The 8663-nt window shown below is 29.7% G+C and carries 10 protein-coding genes; 6 read left to right on the top strand and 4 right to left on the bottom strand.

The window, feature by feature from the left end:
* The coding region (locus tag B8978_RS19120) for an IS3 family transposase (protein ID WP_139796102.1) at positions 1 to 292 on the top strand (292 nt) is incomplete at its 5' end.
* Between the two features lie 59 nt (positions 293 to 351).
* Here the strand turns inward: B8978_RS19120 and B8978_RS19115 are convergent.
* Complete coding sequence (locus tag B8978_RS19115; protein ID WP_084117872.1) at positions 352 to 1251, bottom strand: LysR family transcriptional regulator; 900 nt, start codon at positions 1249 to 1251, stop codon at positions 352 to 354.
* Between the two features lie 188 nt (positions 1252 to 1439).
* Between B8978_RS19115 and B8978_RS19110 the strand changes: the two genes are divergently transcribed.
* Complete coding sequence (locus tag B8978_RS19110) at positions 1440 to 2258, top strand: nitroreductase family protein (protein WP_084117871.1); 819 nt, start codon at positions 1440 to 1442, stop codon at positions 2256 to 2258.
* Positions 2259 to 2345: 87 nt separating this feature from the next.
* Here the strand turns inward: B8978_RS19110 and B8978_RS19105 are convergent, their stop codons facing one another.
* Both B8978_RS19105 and B8978_RS19100 read right to left on the bottom strand, forming a co-directional pair.
* Complete coding sequence (locus B8978_RS19105) at positions 2346 to 2708, bottom strand: hypothetical protein (RefSeq protein WP_242950600.1); 363 nt, start codon at positions 2706 to 2708, stop codon at positions 2346 to 2348.
* An 85-nt stretch (positions 2709 to 2793) separates the two neighbouring features.
* Positions 2794 to 3435 carry a TetR/AcrR family transcriptional regulator gene (locus tag B8978_RS19100; RefSeq protein WP_084117870.1) on the bottom strand — a complete coding sequence of 214 codons (642 nt, stop codon included), beginning with the start codon at positions 3433 to 3435 and terminating at the stop codon, positions 2794 to 2796.
* 150 nt (positions 3436 to 3585) lie between these two features.
* Between B8978_RS19100 and B8978_RS19095 the strand changes: the two genes are divergently transcribed.
* Complete coding sequence (locus B8978_RS19095; protein WP_084117869.1) at positions 3586 to 5253, top strand: MFS transporter; 1668 nt, start codon at positions 3586 to 3588, stop codon at positions 5251 to 5253.
* Here B8978_RS19095 and B8978_RS19090 read toward each other — a convergent pair.
* Complete coding sequence (locus B8978_RS19090; RefSeq protein WP_084117868.1) at positions 5236 to 6453, bottom strand: APC family permease; 1218 nt, start codon at positions 6451 to 6453, stop codon at positions 5236 to 5238. The genes B8978_RS19095 and B8978_RS19090 overlap by 18 nt on opposite strands.
* Before the next feature lie 353 nt (positions 6454 to 6806).
* Here B8978_RS19090 and B8978_RS19085 point away from each other — a divergent pair, with 353 nt between their 5' ends.
* The 3 genes from B8978_RS19085 to B8978_RS20445 all read left to right on the top strand — a co-directional run bounded on the left by B8978_RS19085 (position 6807) and on the right by B8978_RS20445 (position 8657).
* Positions 6807 to 7688 carry a LysR family transcriptional regulator gene (locus B8978_RS19085; RefSeq protein ID WP_084117867.1) on the top strand — a complete coding sequence of 294 codons (882 nt, stop codon included), beginning with the start codon at positions 6807 to 6809 and terminating at the stop codon, positions 7686 to 7688.
* A gap of 27 nt (positions 7689 to 7715) precedes the next feature.
* Complete coding sequence (gene nfsA, locus B8978_RS19080; protein ID WP_084117866.1) at positions 7716 to 8459, top strand: oxygen-insensitive NADPH nitroreductase; 744 nt, start codon at positions 7716 to 7718, stop codon at positions 8457 to 8459.
* Positions 8460 to 8534: 75 nt separating this feature from the next.
* The gene (locus tag B8978_RS20445) at positions 8535 to 8657 is read left to right on the top strand and encodes a hypothetical protein (protein WP_278327336.1); all 123 of its coding nucleotides are present in this window, start codon (positions 8535 to 8537) and stop codon (positions 8655 to 8657) included.
* Positions 8658 to 8663 lie beyond the last annotated feature (6 nt).

Genomic DNA, 8663 nt, shown 5'->3' with positions numbered 1-8663 from the left:
TCATTCGGATCAAGGATGGGCTTACCAGATGAAAGCTTATTGTTATAAGCTAAAAGAAAATAAAATCTTCCAAAGTATGTCCCGGAAAGGAAACTGCCATGATAATTCAGTAATGGAAAACTTCTTTGGAATTATGAAACAAGAAATGTATTATGGTTTGGTTTACTATAGCTATGAGCAACTGAAAGAGACAATAGATAAATATATAAAGTATTATAACGAGAAAAGAATTAAAGAGAAACTAGGATGGATGAGTCCTGTAGAATACAGGCTCAGCCTCTTGGCTGCTTAAAATAATTGCGTAGCAGTTAAAAACTACTACGCAATAAAGTCTAACTTATTGGGGTCGCATCATAATGCTGACTTGCTACTTTTTAAGCGTGTATTAAGTGTATAATCTCTAAATTTCTTTGTAATAGGAGAAACATAAGAATTCTTAACCCATCCCATATAAATGGTTTTATAGCCAATGTCTTCTTTTATTCTTATAATAGAAAATACATTTGTATTAATAAGTGGAGTATTTGAAGCAATGGTAATTCCAGCACCAGCAGCTATTAAACCTCCAAGCATACTAAATTCATTAGGTTCTACAGAAATTTTAGGTGTATAATCTATAAATTTGGAATAAGAAAGTAGGTTAGCCTTGTTTTCTTCACCGAATACAATAAATGATTCATTTTTTAAGTCCCCTAGAGAAACTTCTTTTTCATTTGAAAGACGATGATTTTTGGGAACAATAAGAACGTATTCTTCTTTTCTTACAGCTATGGATTCAATTTCACTATGATTAGGAATATTTTCAATATTATCGTAAAAACCTAAGTCTATTTTACCATTTATTAAGCCTGTTAGTATTTCAGGAGTAGATTCATGATTAAATTGAAATTTAGTTTCTGGACAATAATTTAAAAAACCACTAATTAAAAAAGGCATAAAATATGTACCGATACAATAGGTAGATGCAATAGAAATGCTTCCCTTATTAGGATTAATCATATCTTGTAACTCTTGAATTCCATTATCAATTTCTCTAAGTGCAGTATCAGCATGTTTTAAAAATGCAGACCCAAAAGAAGTTAATTTAATAGTACGACCTTTTCTTTCAAATAGAGGCACATTTAATTCAGACTCTAAGTTCGAGATAGCTTTGCTTAGAGCAGGCTGACTTACTGAAGATAAGGCAGCAGCAGCAGTAAAATTTTCAGTTTGCGCTATACTTTTAAAATATTCAAGTTGTTGTAAATTCATAAGTAATCTCCTTATATCTATATGCATTTGACATAACTAAAAGTTATAAATATGTGAAAATAATTAATTGGACACAATTTATTATTTGGTGATATAATTATATTCACCCATAAACAAGATTACATATATTATAAATTTTATTTATGGATAAGTCAAAAATATTAAAGGTATGAGAAGGAGAGTATTATATGATGAAAGTAGATAATGAAAAGTGTATAGGATGTGGACAATGCGTTAAAGATTGTTTTCCAAAAGATATAGAGATAATCAATGGTAAAGCTAAAATTAACAATGTAGCCTGTTTTAAGTGTGGACATTGTATTGCAGTATGTCCAAAAGATGCAATATCAACAGATGAATACGATATGACAGAAGTAAAGAACTATAATAAAGACGAGTTTTCATTAGAAGCTGACAAATTATTAAACTTTATTAAATTTAGAAGAACAATAAGACAATTTAAAGATAAAGAAGTAGAAGAGGAAAAGCTTGCTAAAATCATAGAGGCAGGAAGATTCACTCAAACTGGAAGCAATATGCAAGATGTATCTTACACAGTAATAAGAAAAGGTATGGAAAAGTTAAAGGCTCTAACTTTTGAAAGCCTAAAGAATATAGGACAATATATGTTAGCCAATTTAACACCAGAGACGGCTGTATATAAAAGATATGCTGAAATGTGGATAGACATGGAAAAGGCATATAAAGAAAATCCTAAAAATGATAAATTGTTTTTTAATGCTCCAGCAGTAATAGTTGTTACAGCAAATTCAGAGGTAAATGGAGCTTTAGCTTCTTCAAATATGGAGCTTATGACCAATGCTTTGGGCCTTGGAACATTTTTTAGTGGATTCTTTGTAAGAGCAGCTCAAGGAAACAAAGAAATTATGGATTTCATTGGACTTAAGGATGGCAAGTCAATTGTGACGTGTATGATAATAGGATATCCTGCTGTAAAATATTTAAGAACAACACCAAGAAAAAAAGCAGATGTGAACTGGAAATAAAATGTTCTTTAAACAGAAGTAAGAAAATTTATTTTTAAATTAAAAAATCAATTTAGAATTAACTAAATTGATTTTTTAATTTAATTTTTATTTACTAATGCCCTTATTTTTGCAGGATTTGGCATTTAATTGTTTTGTTTCTTCTAAATTAGAACTATCGGAAATATTAGAAAGTCCAGAACTTGAAGAAACACTAGAAAATGCTGTGCTTGTAGCACTACTGTTTTGAGCAGATTGTTCATTTAGTGCTCTTGCTTCTTGTAAACTAGCATCCTCAGCACTGCTTGTAGAAGCACTGTTAGTTAGACTAGAGGCACCACTAATACCTTTTTTTGCTGCAGACTGTTTATTCAATTGTTTTGTTTCTTCTAAATTGTTAGACATAATCCATTCTCCCTTTTTTCTTTTATTTAAATTAGGTATATCAAGTACATTTAATATTCTGCCCATTTAACGATAAGATATGTTGATAATTTTATCCATATAAAGTACAAAATATAAAAAGAATAATGTCTAAGAATTAAGTAAGAATATATTATTCTTTGTAAGTGGTACTAGCTTTAAATAAGGAATATAACATTTCTGCACATCTATCAATATATAAATCAATGTCTTTTGAAGTGTTATCATATACAACCTTATGACACACATCGTCTACTAATAAGTTTGAATAATGCATAAAAATATCTGAGTCAAATTCACTTTTAAACGGAATATGAAGGATATCAAAAATTTCATATATTTTCTGTGTTCGGATAAGATCATTTTCATTGATAGCAGAGCTGATATCTTCATCTAAAAGTTCTAAAGCTTTCATATCATCATGGAAAGTGTTAGAAAAATTGTGGCATAATATCATTATTTTTAAAAATTCGCTAAAAATATCTTTAAAAACAATATAGTTGTTTATTGGCTCAGTATTGTTTTTTAACCAGAAATCTTTTGTTGGATAGTCAAAACTACTATTAATTTTATCCAAAACTTGAATATATATGTCTTTTTTGTCTTGAAAATAAGAATATACTGAACCTGTAGCCACATTAGCTTCTTTTGCTATATCAGCCGTGGTTGTATTATAATACCCTTTTTCGTTAAAAAGTTTAAAGGCAGCATCAACAATTCTATTAAATTTTTCCAAAGATCTTTTTTGGGTTGGTTTTCTTATTTTTCTGTCCATATTAATCACCTAACATAATACTAAAGCAAGATAAAATAAAAGTCAATAACATGAAATTCATTTCATGTTATTGACTTTTTGGAAATTTATTGCTAGTATATGAATATGAAGTTGATTTCATATTATATGTTATAAAAATTGGAGGTTATTATGAATAAAAAAGAAAAAATTTTAGCATTCATATCTTTAGCAATAGCTTGTTTCTTAACAGTATTAGATGGCACTATAGTGAATGTATCACTACCTACTATGGCAAATTATTTTAATACGAATATAACAGGAATATCATGGGTTAGTACAGCTTATTTGATTCCTTTTTCGGCATTGCTTATTAATTTTTCTAAAATAGCAGATATTTATGGCAGAAAAAAGTTGTTTTTAATAGGACTTATAGTTTTTGGTGGTTCTTCTATATGTTGTGGTCTTTCAACCTCATTACCTATGATTATTAGTTTTAGAATTATTCAAGGAATTGGTGCAGCAATTTTAACGCCACTAGCAATCCCTCTAGCTATAGAATTATTTGGAAAGTCAGCTATGAGCAAATTAGCTATAATTATTGGAATGATTATTTCAATATCTGCAGCATCGGGGCCAGTTATAGGAGGAATTTTAAATGAAGCTTTTGGATTTAAGGCAATATTTTATGTTAACATTCCATTTATCTTAATATCACTAATTTTAGGAGGGAAATATGTAAGGGAATGTTATGATAAAACCATAGAAAAGAAAGTAGATTTAATTGGATCTGTATTTTTAGCTTATGGACTTGGAGCATTAACCTTTTTCCTTGTAAAAGGTAGTGATTATGGATGGGGAAGTGCTAAAATAATAACATTAATAATAACATCAATAGCATCAATAATTGTGTTTATGATCTATGAAAAAACCGTAAAAAATCCAATGATAGAGTTTAACATATTTAAAACAAAAAGTTTTACGGCATCAATTATTTTAATTGCAGTAATATTCTTTGCATATATGCCAATTTCGTACTTAATGAATTTTTATCTTGAAAATCAACTAGGATATTCAGTGCTAAAAGCAGGTCTAATACTAGGAATAACCAGTGCCACATCATTTGTTATGGCACCAGTATTCTCCATAATCACTAAAAAGACTTCACCTAAGCTAACATCAATTTTTTCAATTGTGTTTGTAACTTTAGGGGATTTAACATTTGTATTTATGAACAATACGAACAGCATGAAAATAATTTATGTTGCAGTTATTATTGTTGGAATTGGTATTGGAGCGATAACACCACTTTACCAAACTGCTTTTGAGGAAATTTCTTTAGACAAAAATGGTATGGCGTCAGGTATATTAAATAGTTTGAGGCAGTTAGCAGCATGTATAGCTATTGCGTTAGTGGCAACTTTAAGCAGCCATTATACTACAGTAGCTATTAGTAATACAAAAGACCAAATTATTAACAAAGTTAACGCAAGCACGGTACTTAAACCTGAAATAAAGACTACTATTAATTCAAAAATAAGAACATCAAATAATAGTAGTCAGGCTGGATTTTCAAAAGAAACAGTAAAAAATTTGTTTGAAAAACAGGAGAAAATTGTATTAAGTAATACTCCTTACAAGGCAAGACCGTTAGTTATTAAAGAATTTTCAGCCCAACAAAGCGAAGTTTACAACATTGTTAATGAGGGAAAAATTATAAAAGATAATGAAAGTAATAAAGTATATAATAAATGCTTTTTAATAATTGGGATAATAGCAATTTTTGGACTCATAGCAGTACCGTTTAATTCAAAAAAAGAACAAGATATTAGTAAAGCCGATTCAGAGGTTATTGTATGACTTATATAAAGTTAATAAGAAAACAAGGATTAAAAGGATAAGACTCCAAAGGGCTGCTCTAAATAAAAGTATGGAAAAGGATGCAATGAGTATTATTATTGCAAATCTTAACTTTATGTTTTTGAGCAGTCTAAAACCTGTAATTAAACCAATCAATGCATTTGACAGAAAAAATACATTAGCACAGGTAACAAGCTTGTCAATAGTTAGAAAATGTATAAAAACTAAACCGTAAATAAAGGAATGTATTAATAAATAGGTTATTAAGATGATAATTGGGCTTCCATTTTTACCTAAATATCCAAAGAAAGCTGGCAAAGCTCCTTTTTTTGCACGAGAGGCATTCATTCGTGAAGCTCCACCAACAACCATAAGATATGTGCATACACAAAGTCCAAGGGCAATAATACTTATTATTGGGGAAGCAAAGTATCCAAACAGAGGAGTCATGATTGATATTACGGAGTAGTCATTATTAGATACACGTGTAAGGGATATTGCAACAAGTATATAAAGAATGACAATGACAATTAAGCTTATATTCATTGCCTTTTTCAAAGTTTTTTGGGGATTTTTAATATCTTCAATGTAATTTCCAACAATTTCCCAACCGATTATTGCCCAGAACAAAAGTAAAAGTGTATAAGCAAATTTTGAGTAAGAAAAATGACTATTAGAAACATGTGCATTTGAAGAAAAAAGCAAGCTATAAATACTACCACAAAATAATAGTATAGCAGTAGAACTAGTAAGAATAAGTGACAATTTTGAAAATGTCTTAATCCCAACGGCTAAGATAGAGGCACAAATAAACTCCAGACCCAAAGAAATTAGTCCAATATTTACATTTGAAAAAATACCGAAATTTTTTAAAAAACTAGAGGCAGTAAGTAATACTGCAGTTGGCCCAAAACAAACTGCAACAGATAGAAAATTTGAGGTTAGTTCGGACCAAAATTCACCAAGGGTATTTCTAACAGCAATTGAAACTCCTTCATTTCCAGGACTCTCAAGGCTTAAAAATATAAATACATATGCAAAAACAACTCCAAGTATCATTATTAATATCCATGCAAGTATTGACCAAGAACCTATCATTTGAAATGCAAGTGGTGGTAATAAAACAATTCCAGAGCCTAATATAGGGCCAATTATAAGCCCACAAAGGGTTATTATACCAATATTTTTATTGCTTTCCATAAAATCATCATCTCTCTTCTAATTATTGTTTGAATAATGCTTTGTTATGTAATAGTTAGAGATTGCGAAGCAAACTGTTAAAGATTTTTCCTGTACTGTGTGAGTAAAAATGTGAAAGAATTTGCCTAGCTGAAGGCTTTCTTTAATCTTTTTATCTAGCTTTAGTTACGATAAAATTCTTTAGTTCTTGCTTCGCAATTTCTTTATATTAACAACTAACTTTATTCAATGAACAGTTTACATAAATTTCTTGAATTCAGCATGATTTTATACTAACATAAGATTATAGATTAATAAAATTGAATTAATTGAATAAATAATTCAATTTTATTGAATTAATGAAAGGGAGCAATATGGAACTTAGAAATATAGCCACATTTTGTAAAATTGCACATTTAAAAAGTTTTTGCAGGGCGGCAGAAGAACTTGGTTATGCGCAATCAACAATTACAACCCAAATTCAGATGTTAGAGCAAGAGCTTCAGATAAAACTGTTTGAAAGAGTAGGCAGAAGAATGGAACTCACAGAAAAGGGAATGATTTTTTTAAAATATGCAGAAAATATGATAAATCTATCAAATGAAGCTAAGGAAGTGGTGAATGACAATGATGTGCCTAAGGGTGTTTTAAGAATTGGAATTGTTGAATCACTTTGCACAATTAGATTGCCAGAAGTTCTAAAGATTTATCATGCTAGTTATCCTGAGGTGGAGATAATAATTAAATTAGGTGTATGTTCTGACTTAAGAAATATGTTAAAAAATAATATGGTGGATTTAATGTTTATTTTAGACAAGCCAATAGATGAAAAGGACTTTATTTTATGTATGGCTTTTGAGGAACCGATGGTTTTCTTAGCTTCTCCAGAAAACAAGTTAACAGGTAAAAATAAAATTTATATTAAAGATATTAAAAATGAGCCTTTGATTCTAACTGAAAAAGGATGCAGTTATAGGAATGTTTTTGAGGAGATGTTTAAAAAAGAAGGACTTAAACCTCATGTATCTTTAGAGGTTGGGAGTATTGAAGCAATTAAAACTTTTACCATGGGCAATCTCGGAATAACACTACTTCCAGCTATGACTGTAACTGATGAATTGAAAAGTAAAAAATTAATAGCACTTAATTTAGGTAAAGATAAGTTTAATATGGTTACGCAAGTGTTTTATCATAAAAATAAGTGGCTAAATACAGCAATGAAGGCTTTTATAGCATGCTTAAAAAAGAATTTTTGAAATTATAATAATAGGGAGTAGATAAGAATGGAAGAAAATCAAATCATAAATTTATTAAAATCACATAGGTCCATAAGAAAATATAAGGATAAAGAGGTTGAGGATGAAAAGGTAAAAGCTATTATAGAATGTGCTCAAAGTGCATCAACATCTAATTTTATTCAAGCATATACAATCATAAGGGTTAATGACAAGAAAAAAAGAAATAAAATAGCACACCTATCAGGAGACCAACCATACATTAATGAATGTCCACTATTCTTGGTTTTTTGTGCTGATCTAAATAGAAATAAAACAGCATGTGACATTAACAATAAAAACTTTGAAGGTAGTTATACAGAAACTTTTATCACAGCCATTGTTGATGCTACTCTTGCAGCTCAAAATGCACTTATTGCAGCAGAAGCATTAGGTCTTGGAGGAGTTTATATAGGCGGAATAAGAAATAACCCTAGAGAAATATGTAGTTTGCTAAATATACCATTAAATGTTTATCCTGTATTTGGAATGTGTATTGGTTATCCAGATGATAATCCAAGTAAAAAGGAAAGATTACCGATGGAGGTAGTGTTTAAAGTAGAAGAATATAACACAAAAGATGATGCTAACAGGATTAAGGGGTATGATGATAGAATAAAGCAGTATTATAAAGATAGAACAAATGGAAAAAGAGAAGATACATGGACACAGCAAATTTCAAATTCATTTATGAAACCTCAAAGACCATATATGAAAGAGTTTCTTAAAGAGCAAGGATTTGATACTAAGTAATCATTGGAGGTTCATAATATTAAGAAATTGCGAATCAAGGACTAAAGAATTTTACTCTACTACGTGAGTAAAAAGGTGAAAGATTGCCAGAGTGGCAAGATGGAAGAATTAACGGTAATGCCGTTAATGGTGAGAGAATTTGCTTTCAGCAAAAGGGTTAGGATGATTTTTCTTAGCTATGCTGCGAAAAATCTTTGAACTTAA

The sequence above is a fragment of the Clostridium acidisoli DSM 12555 genome, from assembly GCF_900176305.1.
In the GTDB taxonomy this organism is placed as follows: domain Bacteria; phylum Bacillota; class Clostridia; order Clostridiales; family Clostridiaceae; genus Clostridium_I; species Clostridium_I acidisoli.
Note: the sequence above shows the minus strand (reverse complement) of the source record. Positions and strands in the feature narration are given on the sequence as shown.